This window comes from Enterobacter cloacae complex sp. P27C (assembly GCF_014895705.1).
GTDB lineage: Bacteria > Pseudomonadota > Gammaproteobacteria > Enterobacterales > Enterobacteriaceae > Enterobacter > Enterobacter bugandensis.
Genome location: NZ_JADBQB010000017.1, coordinates 1 through 15642, shown reverse-complemented (window position 1 = coordinate 15642; position 15642 = coordinate 1). Strand labels below are relative to the sequence as shown.

13 protein-coding genes are annotated in these 15642 nt (G+C 57.0%); 4 read left to right on the top strand and 9 right to left on the bottom strand.

Annotated elements, in window-relative coordinates; genetic code table 11:
* The first annotated feature begins 2 nt into the window (after positions 1-2).
* The gene (gene panS, locus IM291_RS21345; RefSeq protein WP_028015121.1) at positions 3-947 is read left to right on the top strand and encodes a ketopantoate/pantoate/pantothenate transporter PanS; all 945 of its coding nucleotides are present in this window, start codon (positions 3-5) and stop codon (positions 945-947) included.
* A 50-nt stretch (positions 948-997) separates the two neighbouring features.
* Complete coding sequence (locus IM291_RS21340) at positions 998-1270, top strand: DUF3811 domain-containing protein (RefSeq protein ID WP_003860346.1); 273 nt, start codon at positions 998-1000, stop codon at positions 1268-1270.
* On the opposite strand, the gene rluF is transcribed toward IM291_RS21340, so the two are convergent.
* The 5 genes from rluF to metH form a co-directional block, all read right to left on the bottom strand.
* Positions 1271-2143: a 23S rRNA pseudouridine(2604) synthase RluF gene (rluF, locus tag IM291_RS21335; protein ID WP_192987606.1), complete on the bottom strand. Its 873-nt coding sequence runs from the start codon at positions 2141-2143 to the stop codon at positions 1271-1273.
* A gap of 53 nt (positions 2144-2196) precedes the next feature.
* Positions 2197-2535 carry a helix-turn-helix domain-containing protein gene (locus tag IM291_RS21330; protein ID WP_032655712.1) on the bottom strand — a complete coding sequence of 113 codons (339 nt, stop codon included), beginning with the start codon at positions 2533-2535 and terminating at the stop codon, positions 2197-2199.
* A gap of 2 nt (positions 2536-2537) precedes the next feature.
* Positions 2538-2888 (bottom strand): type II toxin-antitoxin system RelE/ParE family toxin, encoded by a 351-nt coding sequence (locus IM291_RS21325; protein ID WP_048959325.1) that lies wholly within the window; start codon positions 2886-2888, stop codon positions 2538-2540.
* Positions 2889-3032: 144 nt separating this feature from the next.
* Positions 3033-4664 carry a Na/Pi cotransporter family protein gene (locus IM291_RS21320; RefSeq protein ID WP_041911578.1) on the bottom strand — a complete coding sequence of 544 codons (1632 nt, stop codon included), beginning with the start codon at positions 4662-4664 and terminating at the stop codon, positions 3033-3035.
* A gap of 113 nt (positions 4665-4777) precedes the next feature.
* Positions 4778-8461 (bottom strand): methionine synthase, encoded by a 3684-nt coding sequence (gene metH, locus IM291_RS21315; RefSeq protein WP_192987604.1) that lies wholly within the window; start codon positions 8459-8461, stop codon positions 4778-4780.
* A 193-nt stretch (positions 8462-8654) separates the two neighbouring features.
* Here metH and iclR point away from each other — a divergent pair, with 193 nt between their 5' ends.
* Positions 8655-9482 (top strand): glyoxylate bypass operon transcriptional repressor IclR, encoded by an 828-nt coding sequence (gene iclR, locus IM291_RS21310; RefSeq protein ID WP_192987602.1) that lies wholly within the window; start codon positions 8655-8657, stop codon positions 9480-9482.
* On the opposite strand, the gene aceK is transcribed toward iclR, so the two are convergent.
* The 4 genes from aceK to metA all read right to left on the bottom strand — a co-directional run bounded on the left by aceK (position 9436) and on the right by metA (position 15387).
* Complete coding sequence (aceK, locus tag IM291_RS21305; RefSeq protein ID WP_192987600.1) at positions 9436-11199, bottom strand: bifunctional isocitrate dehydrogenase kinase/phosphatase; 1764 nt, start codon at positions 11197-11199, stop codon at positions 9436-9438. The genes iclR and aceK overlap by 47 nt on opposite strands.
* A gap of 50 nt (positions 11200-11249) precedes the next feature.
* Positions 11250-12554, bottom strand: coding sequence for an isocitrate lyase (gene aceA, locus IM291_RS21300; RefSeq protein WP_150145253.1), 1305 nt, complete (start codon positions 12552-12554; stop codon positions 11250-11252).
* Positions 12555-12585: 31 nt separating this feature from the next.
* A complete protein-coding gene (aceB, locus tag IM291_RS21295) occupies positions 12586-14187 on the bottom strand; it encodes a malate synthase A (protein ID WP_047362605.1) in 1602 nt (533 codons plus the stop codon).
* A gap of 270 nt (positions 14188-14457) precedes the next feature.
* On the bottom strand, positions 14458-15387 hold the full coding sequence (metA, locus tag IM291_RS21290; protein ID WP_048957448.1) for a homoserine O-succinyltransferase: 930 nt from the start codon (positions 15385-15387) through the stop codon (positions 14458-14460).
* Between the two features lie 74 nt (positions 15388-15461).
* Between metA and IM291_RS22010 the strand changes: the two genes are divergently transcribed.
* Positions 15462-15642, top strand: a 181-nt coding sequence (locus IM291_RS22010) for a hypothetical protein (protein ID WP_226840462.1), incomplete at its 3' end; no start/stop codon positions are given.

The following is a 15642-nucleotide window of genomic DNA, read 5'->3' as shown; positions in this document are numbered from 1 at the left end:
CTATGTTATCCGCTATCACCCGGCTGTTCCCGCTATGGGCGCTGCTGCTCTCCGTACTCGCGTATTACACCCCTAACACGTTCACGGGCATTGGTCCGTGGGTCACCACGCTGCTGATGCTGATTATGTTCGGCATGGGCGTGCACCTGAAAATCGACGATTTTAAACGCGTGCTGTCGCGCCCGGCGCCGGTGGCTGCAGGGATCTTCCTGCACTACCTGGTGATGCCGCTCGCGGCCTGGCTGCTGGCGATGGCCTTTAAGATGCCGCCCGATCTCTCCGCCGGGATGGTGCTGGTGGGCAGCGTCGCCAGCGGTACGGCATCTAACGTGATGATCTATCTCGCGAAAGGTGACGTGGCGCTCTCCGTGACCATCTCTTCGGTATCCACGCTGGTTGGCGTGATTGCCACACCGCTGTTAACCCGCCTGTACGTGGACGCACATATTCAGGTGGATGTGATGGGCATGCTGCTCAGCATTCTGCAGATTGTGGTGATCCCGATTGCGCTGGGGCTGGTCATTCACCATCTGTTCCCGCGCGTGGTGAAAGCGGTTGAGCCATACCTGCCCGCGTTTTCGATGGTCTGCATTCTGGCGATCATCAGCGCCGTGGTGGCCGGTTCCGCGTCGCACATTGCCTCCGTGGGCTTTGTGGTGATCGTCGCGGTGGTGCTGCATAACACCATTGGCCTGCTGGGCGGCTACTGGGGCGGGAAGCTGTTTGGCTTTGACGAGTCCACCTGCCGCACGCTGGCAATCGAGGTAGGGATGCAGAACTCCGGCCTGGCGGCGGCGCTGGGTAAAATTTACTTCTCACCGCTGGCGGCCCTCCCGGGCGCGCTGTTCTCCGTCTGGCACAACCTGTCCGGCTCGCTGCTGGCGGGCTACTGGTCCGGTAAGCCGATTGATGAGCAACCGAAAAAAGATGCGCTGAAGCAGGGTTAATTGACGGGGCTTGCTTTACACTGAAGCCTCCCCATCAGGAGGCTTCAGCAATGGCTACACCACGTTTGACCCAGAAAGACATGACGGAAGCCGAGCAGCGTGAACTGAAAACGCTTCTCGACCGCGCCCGCATCGCCCATGGCCGCACGCTGACGAACGCCGAAACCAATCAGGTTAAAAAAGAGTACATCGACAAGCTGATGGCGCAACGTGAGGCTGCGGCAAAAAAAGCCCGCAAGCTGAAAAAAGAGCAGGCTTATAAGCCGGATGCAGAGGCGACCTTTTCCTGGTCCGCCAATACATCAACCCGTGGAAGGCGCTAATCAGCGCCCTTTCTTTTTGCGACCCGGCTGGGTAAAGCGTTTTCCGTTACCCGGCTTGCCCCGCCCTTTCTCTTCCGCCTGCGGTGCCTTCACCACCTGACGTTTAATCGCCTGCGTTTTCGGTTTGGCTTTAGCTTTCGGCTTCGCTTCGGACGAGGAGTTTTCGATAAGCTTGAACAGCTCGATCAGCTCGTCGTCCGTTAAGTCACGCCACTCGCCCAGCGGGATCCCGGACAGGCTGACGTTCATGATGCGCGTACGTTCCAGCTTCGTCACTTCATAACCAAAATACTCGCACATGCGACGGATCTGGCGGTTCAGGCCCTGCACCAGCGTGATACGGAACGCAAACGGCGCTTCTTTTTTGACCTTGCACTTCTTCGTCACGGTGCCCAGAATCGGCACGCCTGCGCCCATCCCGCGAATGAACTCGTCCGTCACCGGCTTGTTCACCGTAACGATATACTCTTTCTCGTGGTCGTTACCGGCACGCAGAATTTTGTTCACCAGATCGCCGTGGTTGGTGAGGAAAATCAGCCCCTGAGAGTCTTTATCCAGACGGCCAATCGGAAAAATGCGGCTACTGTGGTTCACGAAATCAACGATGTTGTCCCGCTCTCCGTCTTCCGTGGTGCTGACAATCCCAACCGGTTTGTTCAACGCGATAAACACCAGGTCTTCTGCATCACGCGGTTCGATGACCTGACCATTTACTTTAACCACATCGCCAGGGACCACCTGGTCACCGATAGTGGCGCGTTTGCCGTTGAGGAACACGTTACCTTGTTCAATGTAACGGTCAGCCTCGCGACGTGAGCAGATCCCGCTCTCGCTAATGTACTTGTTTAATCGGGTTGATTGAGTTGGCAGCATAGTTTCTCCTGTGAAGGGCGAAATATACCTTAGGTATGGACTGGAAAAAAAGATTAGCCGACCGTAACTGAGACGGGTTTTCCAAGTTTACATAACATCATGATCAGCGTATCAAGGGTGAACTTACTGGTTTTGAGGTTCACGACATCAGACACGCGGGGACGAGAGACGTTTAGCCTGGCGGCAGCGTCAGTCTGACGCAGTTTATTCTCCGCAATCCACGAGGAAATTTCCTGCATCAGTTGCCGCTTGATGGCAAGCAACTGCTCAACCTCTTTTTCGGCACTTTCGTGCAACTGTTTAGCTTCACTTTCTTCAAAACCCAGCTCAGCAAAAATGTTCGTTTCTGAAGCTGTCACATGCCGAATTTTTGTATCAACGCGTCTTCCCATTTTCATCCTCTCCGAGCATCAAGCACCGCCTGAAAACGTGCCTTTGCTATGTATTTATCATGGCCTGATGTCCGCTGCGTTTTCTTCTTAAAGCAATGCAGTACGTAAACAGCATCCTCATAACGAGCCAAATAGATGATTCGGTATGCGCCCGTGTCACCGCGTAGCCGTATCTCTGCAACGCCTTTGCCAATCTCTGAGATCGGCTTCCAGTCTGCCGCCTCTAATCCAGCCTGTAATCGATGTAGCTGATACCCTGCTTCCCGCCGGATTTCCTCCGGGAAGCCGAGCAAATCATCGAAGGCACTCCCCATCCATGCAATGGGTCTCATTGCTGGTTTTTCTGACAGCATACCACATCCCTGTATAAAATTTTATACATAAAAGATTACATTGTCTCACGCCACAGGTCTGCTTATGACCTGTGGCGTGACGTTACGTTTTCAGTAGAGTTTGGTCACGCCTCATGGAGAGGATCTGCGAGGCGCTTTCAGAGATTAATACTCATCCCGCTCGTCGTCTTCATCCGGCTGTTCCATCACGCTATACGCCACTGCGCAGAACAGCGAGTTAAGACGCTTCATATCCCCCAGCAGCCCCAGATGGAGTGAGCTGGTCTCGATGCTCTGCACGTTCTGCTGATGCAGGCGCTCAACGTGGGCGTGCGAGTATCGGCGGTTAAGAATGCGGAAGCGATGCTTGTTGCGGCGCAGGCGGCGCGCGCTCGGTACGTCGCTGGAGAAGAACACCGACATCGCCAGCTTCAGGTTGCTCACCAGCTTTTCGTGCAGCGCTTCCAGCTCCTTCAGCCCTTCCACGGAGAACGCCCGACGCGCGGCCAGGGATTTGTCCGCGATTTCGCTGCCCATACGCTCAACGATGTCCGAGGCCTGCTCCAGGTTAAGCGACATCTCAATGATTTCCGCCCAGCGGCGGGACTCCTCTTCCGCCAGCTCGTCCTGCGGGATACGCGCCAGATAGAGCTTGATGGCGGTATACAGCACGTTGATGTCGTCCGCCAGCCTGCGCAGCTCTTTTTCCTCGCGCGGCTCGCCGTGCATCACCTTTTTCAGCCCTTCGAGCATGGTTTCCATCGCGTCGCCCATGCGCAGCGTTTCGCGGGCGGCGTTGGCGATGGCCAGCGCGGGGGTGTCCAGCACGGAGGTATCCAGATGCTTCGGCTTAAGGCGCGCGTCCAGCTCCGGTTCATCACGGATAAGACGCTCGCAGAAGCGGGCCATCGGCGCGGCAAACGGCACCATAGCCAGACAGCGCACCAGGTTATAGAAGACGTGGAAGTAGATCACCAGCTCCGCTTTCGGCAGCGGGAGGTTGTCCATCAGGTTTGCCAGCGGATGGACAAACGGCAGAATAATCAGGCTGCCCACCAGCTTAAACAGCAAACTCCCCAGCGCCACGCGACGGGCGGCAGCATTGGCCGCGCTGTTGTTGAGCATCGCCAGCAGGCCAGAGCCGAGGTTAGCGCCGATCACCAGACACAGCGCCACCGGGAAGGAGATCGCGCCCGCGGCGGTGAGCGTGGCCGTCAGCAGCACGGCGGCCAGGCTGGAGTAGCTGATGATGGCAAACACTGCCCCGATCAGCGCATCCAGCATGATGTCACCGGTCAGCGAGGCGAAGATGACCTGCACGCCGTTCGCCTGGGTGATAGGCGTCACCGCCTGCACAATCAGTTCCAGCGCCAGCAGAATCAGCCCGAGGCCAATGCCCACGCGGCCAAGCTGCCCGGCACGCGTTTGTTTGCGGCCAAGGAAAAAGATCACACCGATGAAAATCAGCAGCGGCGACAGCCAGGAGAGATCGAACGTCAGGATACGCGCCATCAGCGCGGTACCGACGTCAGCACCCAGCACGATCACCAGCGCCGGGGCGAGCGCGACCAGATCCTGCGCCACGAACGAGGTGACGAGCATGGTGGTGGCATTGCTGCTTTGCACCAGCGCCGTGACGCCAATCCCCGCGCAGAAGGCGAGCGGCTTCTTCTCAACGCTGCCGCTGAGGACGGTACGTAAGCGCGCGCCGAACACGCGCATCACGCCGGTGCGGACAATATGGGTGCCCCATACGAGCAGTGCGACTGCCGAAAGCAGATGTAACAACGTCAGCACGGAAGTGGGTTCTCCTTATCGTTATAGATTTTATGATTAAGTATAAGGGTTTAAACGTAAGAAAGAGACAGGGCACCGTTGAGGTGCCCTGTTTGTTGTAAGGAAAAGTGACGTTAGTCCGCGTCGTAGCCTAAATTCGGCGCCAGCCAGCGCTCTACCTCTGATACGCTCATGCCTTTGCGCAGGGCGTAATCTTCGATCTGATCGCGCTGCAGCTGCGCCACGGCGAAGTACTTGCTGTCCGGATGACTGAAGTACCAGCCCGACACGGACGCGCCCGGCCACATGGCGAACGACTCGGTGAGCTTCATGCCGGTATGCGCTTCCACGTCCAGCAGTTTCCAGATAGTGCCTTTTTCGGTGTGTTCCGGACAGGCCGGATAGCCCGGCGCCGGACGAATCCCCTGGTAGTTTTCGCGGATCAGCTCCTCGTTGCTGAGGTTCTCATTCGCCGCGTAACCCCAGTACACCTTACGTACGCGTTCGTGCAGGTATTCAGCAAAGGCTTCCGCCAGGCGGTCGGCAATCGCTTTCACCATGATCTTATTGTAATCATCGTGTTGCGCTTCAAACGCGTCCGCCAGGGCGTCTTCTTCCAGACCGCCGGTTACCGCAAAGGCGCCGATATAGTCAGCTTTCCCGCTCAGCTTCGGCGCAACGAAATCCGCCAGGCAGTAGTTGGCAAAGCCCACTTTTTCGGTTTGCTGCCGCAGGTGATGGCTCACGGCCAGCACGTGGGTGCGGGTTTCATCGCGGTAGATTTCCACGTCGTCACCCACGCGGTTCGCCGGGAACAGCCCCACCACGCCGCGCGGGTTGAGGGTTTTCTCTGCGCTCAGCGTGTCCAGCATATCGTTGGCGTCTTTAAACAGACGCTTCGCCTCTTCGCCTACGACTTCATCTTCGAGGATGCGCGGATATTTGCCCGCCAGCGACCAGGTCATAAAGAACGGCGTCCAGTCAATGTAGTTGCGCAGCGTCTCGATGCTGGCCGTCACGTCCTGCACGCCCAGACGATGCGCGACCGGCGGCGTATAGCTTGCCCAGTCAAAGGCCAGGTCGTTATCGCGTGCGGCAGCGAGCGTCACCGGCGGCGTGCGCGGTTTTTTGCGCCCGTGCTGCACGCGAACGGTTTCGTACTCCTGGCGAGTGCGCGCCACAAAATCGTCGCGCTGAGTCTCGGAGAGCAGTGCGGAAACCACGCCCACCGTGCGCGAGGCGTTCTGCACGTAAACCGTCGGTCCGCTGTAGTTCTGCTCGATCTTCACTGCCGTGTGCGCTTTCGAGGTGGTCGCCCCGCCAATCAGCAGCGGAATGGTGAAGCCCTGACGCTCCATCTCTTTTGCCACGTTGACCATTTCGTCGAGCGACGGCGTAATCAGGCCGGAGAGGCCAATCAGATCGGCGTTCACTTCGCGCGCGGTCTTGAGGATTTTATCCGCCGGAACCATCACGCCAAGGTCGATAATTTCGTAGTTATTACACTGCAACACCACGCCAACAATGTTTTTGCCGATGTCGTGCACGTCGCCCTTCACGGTGGCGATAACCATTTTACCGTTGCTGGAGCCTTTCTCTTTGCTGGCTTCGATGAAGGGTTCAAGATAAGCCACTGCCTGCTTCATGACGCGAGCGGATTTCACCACCTGCGGCAGGAACATCTTGCCCTCGCCGAACAGATCGCCAACCACGTTCATGCCGTCCATCAGCGGCCCTTCGATCACCTCAATCGGGCGGGCTGCCTGCTGACGCGCTTCCTCGGTGTCCTGCTCGATGAACTCGGTAATCCCTTTCACCAGCGAGTATTCCAGACGCTTTTTCACGTCCCAGGAACGCCACTCGGCCTGCTGAACATTGGACGATTCATCCGATTTACTGCCGCGGTATTTTTCCGCCAGGTCGAGCATGCGCTCGGTGGCGTCGTCGCGACGGTTGAGGATCACGTCCTCTACGGCATCGCGCAGTTCAGCAGGCAGATCGTCGTAAATCGCCAGCTGTCCAGCGTTGACGATGCCCATGTCCATCCCATTGCGGATGGCGTAGTAGAGGAACACGGCGTGGATCGCCTCACGCACCGGGTCGTTGCCGCGGAACGAGAACGAGACGTTCGACACGCCGCCGGAGATCAGCGCATGCGGCAACTCGCGCTTGATGTCTTCACACGCGCCGATAAAGTCCTGGGCGTAGTTGTTGTGCTCTTCGATGCCGGTCGCGACGGCAAAGATGTTCGGGTCGAAAATAATGTCTTCCGGCGGGAAGCCCACCTCTTCGGTCAGAATTTTGTACGCGCGGCGGCATATCTCAATTTTGCGCTCGCGGGTGTCGGCCTGGCCCACCTCATCGAAGGCCATCACCACCACGGCCGCACCGTAGCGGCGCACCATCTTCGCGTGGTGGATAAAGATATCCACGCCCTCTTTCATCGAGATGGAGTTAACGATGCCTTTGCCCTGAATGCACTTCAGCCCTTTTTCGATGACCTCCCACTTGGAGGAGTCAATCATGATCGGCACGCGGGCGATATCCGGCTCACCGGCAATCAGGTTGAGGAAACGCACCATCGCCGCTTCGGCGTCAAGCATCCCCTCGTCCATGTTGATATCGATAATCTGCGCCCCGCTTTCCACCTGCTGGCGGGCGACGTGCAGCGCTTCGCTGTACTTCTCTTCTTTGATCAGACGCTTGAATTTAGCGGAACCGGTAACGTTGGTACGTTCACCCACGTTCACAAACAGGCTGTCGTCGCCGATGGTCAACGGCTCCAGGCCGGAAAGGCGACAGGCAACCGGCAGCTCGGGCAGCTTGCGCGGCGGCAGCCCGTCCACGGCGCGGCTCATGGCGGCGATGTGCTCCGGCGTGGTGCCGCAGCAGCCGCCGACGATGTTCAGGAAGCCTGACTCGGCCCACTCGCGGATTTGCGCCGCCATGGTGTCAGCATCCAGATCGTACTCGCCAAACGCGTTCGGCAGACCGGCGTTCGGATGCGCGGTAACGTAGCATTCGGCAATGCGCGAAAGCTCCTGCACATACTGGCGCAGTTCGTCTGGTCCCAGCGCGCAGTTCAGACCGAAGGAGAGCGCGTCGGCGTGGCGCAGGGAGTTATAAAACGCTTCGGTTGTCTGGCCGGACAGGGTGCGGCCGGAGGCGTCGGTGATGGTGCCGGAGATCATGATCGGCAGGTCAACGCCCAGCGCCTCAAACTCCTCTTTCACCGCGTATATCGCGGCTTTGGCGTTGAGGGTATCGAACACCGTTTCAATCAGGATCAGGTCGGAGCCACCTTCCACCAGCGCTTTGGTCGATTCACGATACGCCGTAACCAGCTGGTCAAAGGTGATATTACGAAACGCCGGATCGTTGACGTCCGGTGAAATCGACGCGGTGCGGTTGGTCGGGCCAAGCACCCCGGCAACGTAGCGCGGCTTGTCCGGCGTGCGGGCCGTCCACTCGTCGGCACAGGCGCGGGCGAGCCTGGCCGCCTCATAGTTGATCTCCGCCGACAGGGATTCCATCTGGTAATCCGCCATGGCGATGGTTGTCGAGTTGAAGGTGTTGGTTTCAACGATATCCGCACCTGCTTCAAAGTAGGCGTTGTGAATATCCCTGATGACGGACGGTTTGCTCAACACCAGCAGGTCATTGTTTCCTTTCAGGTCGCAGGGCCAGTCGGCGAAGCGCTCGCTGCGGAAATCGTCTTCGCTCAGACGATAGCTCTGGATCATGGTGCCCATGCCGCCGTCCAGCACCAGAATTCGTTCATTTAACTGCGCACGCAGTTGCTCTACTTTGCTGCTCACACTTGCTCCCGACAACGCTCAACAAGGCCAAAAGGCTGCGTTCCATACTGGCACAATCTCGCAGGGTGGAAAAGTCACGCCGCGGTAACATGAGACATGTTCACCATCACTCCTCCGATCAGTCAGGAAAGCGGTTGCAAATTCACCAAATAAAACGAAAATGATTTCCACGATACAGAAAAAGGAGATCGTCATGGTCGCGACCGTTCCCGCCAAACGCGGCAGAAAACCTGCCGCCACCGCCGCTTCACAACCCGGCGGACAGGTTCAATCCCTGACGCGCGGTCTGAAGCTGCTGGAGTGGATAGCCGAGTCGCACGGCAGCGTGGCCCTGACGGAGCTGGCCCAGCAGGCTGGTCTGCCGAACTCCACCACGCACCGCCTGCTGACCACCATGCAGCAGCTGGGTTTTGTCCGCCAGGTCGGCGAGCTGGGGCACTGGGCGGTGGGCGCGCATGCGTTTATCGTGGGCAGCAGCTTCCTTCAGAGCCGTAACCTGCTGGCGATTGTGCATCCGATTCTGCGCAAGCTGATGGAGGAGTCCGGCGAGACGGTGAACCTTGCGGTGCTCGACCAGAGCGACCACCAGGCGATTATTATCGACCAGGTGCAGTGCACGCAGTTGATGCGCATGTCCGCGCCGATTGGCGGCAAGCTGCCGATGCACGCCTCCGGGGCGGGGAAAGCGTTTTTGTCGCAGCTGAGCGAAGAGCAGGTGACCGGGCTGCTGCACCGAAAAGGGCTGCACGCCTATACCCACGCCACGCTGGTGTCGCCGGTGCATCTGAAAGAAGATCTGGCGTTGACCCGCAAGCGCGGCTATTCGTTTGATGACGAGGAACATGCGCTGGGGCTGCGCTGCCTCGCGTCCTGTATTTTCGACGAACATCGCGAGCCGTTTGCTGCGATCTCCATCTCTGGCCCCATCTCACGTATGACCGACGACCGGGTGACCGAGCTGGGCGCGCTGGTGATTAAGGCCGCGAAAGAGGTGACGCTGGCGTACGGTGGGATTCGTTAAATCGCACACAAAACCGCTGCTTGCGGCGGTAAGCGTACACATCCTCCACGTGCCCATTTTTGATCCGCGTTTGTAGCCCGCGCCAGTAGCTGGCGTGGAACAGATCTTCATGCATTTCTTCAAATAACGGCCCGATGCGTGGGTCCGCACACAGCCAGTGGCGAAACTCCTCGGGAAACACATCGCCCGGCGAAACGCTGTACCACGGCTCGCTGGAGAGCTCATCCTCCGGGTAACGGGGCGGCGGGATATCGCGAAAGTTCACCTCGGTCATGTAGCAAATTTCATCGTAATCGTAGAACACCACCCGCCCGTGCCGGGTGACGCCGAAGTTTTTAAACAGCATATCGCCAGGGAAGATATTGGCGGCGGCGAGCTGGCGGATAGCGTTGCCGTACTCTTCGATGGCATCACGTAATGCCTGGCCCTCTGACTGTTCCAGCCAGATATTGAGCGGCACCATACGGCGCTCAATATAGAGATGGCTAATCGCTATTTTATCGCCCAGATCGGTGATTTTCGTCGGCGCTTCCTGCATTAACAGCGACATAAGCGCCGGATCGATCTGCTGCTTATCCAGCACAAAGTTTTCAAACTCCTGGGTATCGGCCATTCGCCCGACGCGATCGTGCTCTTTTACCAGCTGATAGCAGGCGCGGACGTGGGCGGCGGTCATCTCTTTCTGCGGGGCGAATCTGTCTTTTATCACCTTAAAGACCCGGTCGAAGCCCGGCAGCGTGAAGACCAGCATCACCATGCCGCGGATACCTGGCGCTTCGATAAACTGCTCATCCGCCGCGGTGACATAGCGCAGGTATTCCCGGTAACTTTCCGTTTTGGCATGCTTCTGACAGCCAATCGCCATATACAGCTCGGCGGTAGTTTTGCCCGGCAGGATCTCGCGCAGCCACTCCACCAGGGCGGCAGGCAGCGGGGCGTACACCATGAAATAGGAGCGGGCGAAGCCAAACACGATGCTGGCCTCGGCGCTGGTGGTCAGGCAGGTATCGACAAACAGTTCGCCGTCGTCGGTACGGTGAATGGGCAACAGAAACGGCACAATGGCCGTCGGCGTAACCAGTTTGCCCACCAGCCAGGCGGCCTTATTCCGGTAGAACAGCTCGTTGGCCACCTGCACATGGCTGCGGCTGAGCACCTCCTCGCCGTAGGTTTCACGAAGATGCGCATGGATATAGCCGATATCCCGGAGCTTGTTCTCCCACGGCAGGCGCAGCGGCAAATCCGTTAAGATGCGATGCAGGAGCTTTTCCCACCCGCGATCGGGAAAGAAATCTTTCGCCAGCGGACGCGGAATGGTACGGAAGCGGCGCTCAGGCTGGGAGCTGAAGATAAATAACCGCTCAGGAGATAATGAGCGGTGGTCAAATAACCGGCAATAGACGGAGTTGAAAAAGCTCTCCGCAATCTCGAAGCGAGGGTAGTCGGGTAACAGATGGGTGTAATGCTCTTTCACACGCAGTAAAAATGCCGCGTCCGGGCTTTTACCGTCGGTAATACAGCGCAGCTGCTCCACCACCAGACCCACATGGTGGTCATAGAGATGAATACGCTGCTTCATGGCCTGCTGAACCGCATGCCAGTCTGCATGTTCGAAGCGCTGCTGCGCGCCGGAGGTCACTTCCAGAAAACGACCATACTGGGCATCAAAGCCCTGCAGAATGGTTTGGGCAATCAGCAATTCCAGGCCACGCGACATATATTCCCCTTCACCCCGTCCCTCTCCCCGGAGGGGAGAGGGGGAAAAGTTTAGAACTGTGCTTCTTCGGTTGACCCCGTTAAGGCGGTAACGGATGAGGCGCCTCCCTGGATGATGGTCGTCACGTTATCAAAGTAGCCCGTCCCCACTTCCTGCTGGTGAGAAACAAAGGTATAGCCGTCTTTACCAGCGGCAAACTCCGGCTGCTGCACCTTCTCAACGTAGTGCTTCATGCCCTCCCCCTGCGCGTAAGCGTGCGCCAGGTCGAACATGTTGAACCACATGCTGTGGATGCCTGCCAGGGTGATGAACTGGTACTTGTAGCCCATATCCGACAGCTGCTGCTGGAAGCTGGCGATGGTTTTGTCATCCAGCTTTTTCTGCCAGTTGAAGGACGGCGAACAGTTGTAGGCCAGCAGTTTGCCCGGGTATTTCGCATGAATCGCATCGGCAAAGCGCTTCGCCAGCGCCAGATCCGGCGTGGACGTTTCACACCAGACCAGGTCGGCGTAAGGGGCATAGGCCAGGCCGCGGCTGATGGCCTGTTCGATACCGGCATGCGTGCGATAGAACCCCTCGCTGGTGCGCTCGCCGGTAATAAATTCGCTATCGTACGGATCGCAGTCAGAGGTGATCAGGTCTGCCGCATCCGCATCGGTACGGGCAATCACCAGCGTCGGCACACCGAGCACGTCAGCAGCCAGACGCGCGGCAACCAGCTTCTGAATCGCTTCCTGGGTCGGGACGAGAACTTTTCCGCCCATATGCCCGCACTTCTTCACCGACGCCAGCTGGTCTTCGAAGTGAACGGCCGCTGCACCGGCCTCAATCATCGATTTCATCAGTTCGAAGGCGTTCAGCACGCCGCCGAAGCCTGCTTCCGCATCCGCGACGATCGGCAGAAAATAATCAGTAAAGCGCGGATCGCCAGGTTCGATACCGGCAGCCCACTGGATCTGATCCGCGCGGCGGAAGGTATTGTTGATCCGATCCACCACCGACGGTACCGAGTTGGCCGGATAAAGAGATTGATCCGGATACATGCTGGAGGCCAGGTTGGCGTCCGCCGCGACCTGCCAGCCGGAAAGGTAAATGGCTTCTATGCCGGCCTTCGCCTGCTGCAATGCCTGACCGCCGGTCAGCGCACCGAGGCTGTTGATATAACCCTTTTTGGAGCCACCGTGCAGCAGCTTCCACATTTTCGCCGCACCGTTCTGTGCCAGCGTGCATTCCGGGTTGACCGAGCCGCGTAATTTCACCACGTCCTCCGCGCTGTAAGGACGGCGGATGCCTTCCCAGCGCGGTTGAGTCCACTCTTTCTTTAATTCTTCGATTTGTTGGGTACGGGTTTTCATGTGCAGATGCTCCATATTGTTATGTGGTGAGTTACGCCAGGAAGCGGTAGCCCGGCAGGGTCAGGAAGTCGATTAAGTCATCTGATGTGGTGATTTGCTCCATCAGGCGCGCTGCGTCGTCAAAACGTCCGCTGCTGAAGCGGTGTTCGCCCAGCTCGTCCTGGATGACCCGCATCTCTTCGGCCAGCATCTGACGGAACAGGGCTTTGGTGACCGGCTTGCCGTTGCTGAGCGTTTTTTGATGGTGGATCCACTGCCAGATAGAGGTGCGCGAAATTTCCGCCGTGGCAGCATCTTCCATCAGGCCGTAGATAGGCACGCAGCCGTTGCCGGAGATCCACGCTTCGATGTACTGGACCGCGACGCGAATATTGGCACGCATCCCCTCTTCCGTTCGCTCGCCCGCACACGGTGCCAGCAGCTGTTCTTCAGCCGTTGGGGCATCTTCTTCGCGCGTGACAAACAGCTGATTTTTGTTATCGCCGAGTACGCGATTGAAGACCTCCATCGCCGTATCGGCCAGGCCCGGATGGGCAATCCACGTGCCGTCGTGACCGTTACGGGCTTCCAGCTCTTTATCGGCTTTCACCTTGTTGAGCACCTGATTATTGCGCTCCGCGTCTTTGCTCGGAATAAAGGCCGCCATGCCGCCCATCGCAAAGGCACCGCGCTTGTGGCAGGTTTTAATCAGCAGACGCGAATAGGCGCTCAGGAAGGGTTTATCCATGGTCACGACCTGGCGGTCCGGCAGTACGCGATCGGGATAGTTTTTCAGCGTCTTGATGTAGCTGAAAATATAGTCCCAGCGTCCGCAGTTCAGGCCGACAATGTGGTCGCGCAGGGCATGCAGAATTTCATTCATCTGGAACACGGCGGGCAGCGTTTCAATCAGCAGCGTGGCCTTGATCGTGCCGCGCGGCAGGTTGAATCGATCTTCCGCGTAGCTAAATACTTCGCTCCACCAGGCGGCTTCCTGCCAGGCCTGCGTTTTTGGCAGATAGAAATAGGGACCGCTACCTTTTGCCAGCAGGTTTTTGTAGTTATGGAAGAAATAGAGTGCGAAATCAAACAGGCTGCCCGGAATGGCTTCTCCACGCCATGTGACATGTTTTTCAGGCAGGTGCAAACCTCGTACGCGACAGATCAGCACCGCCGGATTCGGTTTGAGCTGGTAGATTTTCCCGGCTTCGTTGGTGTAGCTGATGGTGCCGTTGACGGCATCGCGCAGGTTGATCTGCCCGTCGATAACTTTGTTCCAGTCCGGGGCCAGCGAGTCTTCAAAATCGGCCATAAAGACTTTAACGTTGGCGTTCATGGCGTTGATCACCATTTTGCGCTCTACCGGACCAGTGATCTCAACGCGACGATCCTGTAAATCTTCAGGAATGCCGCGGATTTTCCACTCACCACGACGAATGGAAGCAGTTTCCGAAATAAATCCTGGCAACTTGCCGTTATCGATTTCCTGCTGTTGGTGAATGCGTGCCGCCAGCAGCTTATTGCGCTGCGGCGTAAAGCGGGTCACCAGCTCAGTCAGAAACTCTACCGCTTCGGCCGTCAAAACCTGCTGTTCTTGCTCACCATTCGGCTGGGTAAAGGTCAATTCATCGACCGTGGTTGCCTGTTGAGTCATCGTTCTGCTCCTCATCAAAGATCCAAAATCACGCCCCCAATGCGAACGAAAGATCGTTGTGTAGTTTTCGCTCAGCAGAATTAAGACTATCTATAATTTTTCCAAAATCAAAAACAATTTCCATTTTAATTTTAATTACAACGCAACATGATGATTAATATGGAGTTAAAGTTTCCTGGCATGTTGAACGGGATTTCGGAAATAAAAAAGGCACCCGAAGGTGCCTGATCTGAATAGCTGAAACGCTTTAGGATCGTTTAATGCAGACGATTACTCCAGCGTCGGATTCATGTGGCGAAGATCGTACGGCGTAATCTGGTAGACGTAATAGTTGAGCCAGTTAGTGAACAGCAGATTTCCGTGGCTGCGCCAGGTGGCTCCAGGTTTGTTTTGCGGATCGTTTTTCGGGAAATAGTTGTACGGGATATCCGGATTAAGACCCGCTTCGACATCACGGAAATACTCTGATGCGAGAGTATCGGGATCATACTCAGGATGGCCGGTAACGAACGCGATACGTTTGTCTTTACTGGCAAACAGGTAGGCATCCCCGTCTTCCGTTTCGGCCAGGATCTCCAGATCGGTGTAATCACGAATCAGCTGGGCCGGAAAATCGGCGTAGCGAGAATGCGGGGCCAGGAAGGTGTCATCAAAACCACGCGTCAGCAGCGCGTGTGGATGAAGAATGTGGTGTTCGTATACGCCGGAGAGCTTTTGAGTGCGGGTTTGCTTGGGAATACCGTAGAGAATGTTGAGTGCGGCCTGTACCGCCCAGCAGACAAACAGCGTTGACGTGACGTGATCTTTTGCCCACTCCAGCACCTGTTTGATCTGCGGCCAGTAAGCAACATCGTTAAATTCAACCAGACCGAGCGGCGCGCCTGTCACAATCAGTCCGTCGAAGTTTTCCCCCCGAATATCTTCGAAGTTACAGTAGAAGTTATTCAAATGCTCAGAGGGCGTGTTACGTGACTCGCGGGCATCAATACGCAGCAGTTGAATATCGACCTGCAGCGGGGAGTTCGACAGCAGACGCAGAAACTGATTCTCAGTCTCAATCTTTTTCGGCATCAGGTTGAGGATGAGAACCTTCAGCGGGCGAATTTCCTGACCTGTCGCGCGTGAAGCCGTCATCACGAAGACGTTCTCTTCACGTAAGAAATTGACGGCTGGTAGCTCGTCCTGCACCCGAATCGGCATAACCTTACTTCCTCACAATATACGTATAAACGTTTAGACATCCAGACAGCTAACGATACCCAGAAATGGTATGAATGTCGAGCCTGCAAGTCGAAGGTGAGAAAGTTTCAGGGAGAGGGAGAAAAAGAAAAGCAAAAAACCCCGCACCTTACGGTACGGGGTTCTTCTTAATTGATGCCTGGCAGTTCCCTACTCTCACATGGGGAGACCCCACACTACCATCGGCGCTACGGCGTTTCACTTCTGAGTTCGGCA

Excerpts from the sequence above, each read along its gene's own strand:
- aceA (WP_150145253.1), bottom strand. The coding sequence starts at position 12,554 with ATGAAAACCCGTACCCAACAAATCGAAGAATTAAAGAAAGAGTGGACT.
- panS (WP_028015121.1), top strand. The coding sequence starts at position 3 with ATGTTATCCGCTATCACCCGGCTGTTCCCGCTATGGGCGCTGCTGCTC.
- IM291_RS21340 (WP_003860346.1), top strand. The coding sequence starts at position 998 with ATGGCTACACCACGTTTGACCCAGAAAGACATGACGGAAGCCGAGCAG.
- rluF (WP_192987606.1), bottom strand. The coding sequence starts at position 2,143 with ATGCTGCCAACTCAATCAACCCGATTAAACAAGTACATTAGCGAGAGC.
- iclR (WP_192987602.1), top strand. The coding sequence starts at position 8,655 with ATGGTCGCGACCGTTCCCGCCAAACGCGGCAGAAAACCTGCCGCCACC.
- aceB (WP_047362605.1), bottom strand. The coding sequence starts at position 14,187 with ATGACTCAACAGGCAACCACGGTCGATGAATTGACCTTTACCCAGCCG.
- metA (WP_048957448.1), bottom strand. The coding sequence starts at position 15,387 with ATGCCGATTCGGGTGCAGGACGAGCTACCAGCCGTCAATTTCTTACGT.
- IM291_RS21330 (WP_032655712.1), bottom strand. The coding sequence starts at position 2,535 with ATGGGAAGACGCGTTGATACAAAAATTCGGCATGTGACAGCTTCAGAA.
- aceK (WP_192987600.1), bottom strand. The coding sequence starts at position 11,199 with ATGTCGCGTGGCCTGGAATTGCTGATTGCCCAAACCATTCTGCAGGGC.
- IM291_RS21325 (WP_048959325.1), bottom strand. The coding sequence starts at position 2,888 with ATGCTGTCAGAAAAACCAGCAATGAGACCCATTGCATGGATGGGGAGT.